The sequence below is a fragment of the Polaromonas sp. P3_C2 genome (assembly GCF_056402675.1).
The window spans coordinates 1-520 of sequence record NZ_JBFUGX010001277.1; the positions used below are offsets into that span (position 1 = coordinate 1).

At 65.2% G+C, this 520-nt stretch carries 1 protein-coding gene; it reads right to left on the reverse strand.

Features of this window, described 5'->3' with window-relative positions; genetic code table 11:
• A partial coding sequence (locus AC1DWI_RS26050) for an aconitase family protein (RefSeq protein ID WP_477726317.1) occupies window positions 1–520 on the reverse strand: 520 nt, incomplete at both ends.

Here is a 520-nt window from a genome sequence, read left to right on the forward strand (position 1 = left end):
TCATGAGCTTGTAGATCTCGTCGCTGGTCGGCCAGATGTCGCCCAGGTACACGTCCTTGCCGCCCTTGCCTTTGCCGACGGGTTCGGTCATCAGGTCGCGCATCACCGTGCCGGCAATGGCGTAGGCCACCACCAGCGGCGGGCTGGCCAGAAAGTTGGCCTTGAGGTTGGGATGGATGCGCGCCTCGAAGTTGCGGTTGCCCGAAAGCACGGCCGCGCAGACCAGGTCGCTCTTGCTGATGGCTTCATTGAGTTCGGGCGTCAGGTCGCCGGCATTGCCGATGCAGGTGGTGCAACCGTAGCCGGCCAGTGCGAAGCCGAGCTTCTCCAGGTAAGGCAGCAGGCCGGTCTCGGTGAGGTACTCGGTCACGATGCGCGAGCCAGGGGCCAGCGAGGTCTTGATGTGCGGCTGCACCTTCAGGCCGGCTTCCACCGCCTTCTTGGCCAGCAGGCCGGCGGCCAGCAGCACGCTGGGGTTGGAGGTGTTGGTGCAACTGGTGATGGCGGCGATCAGCACGTC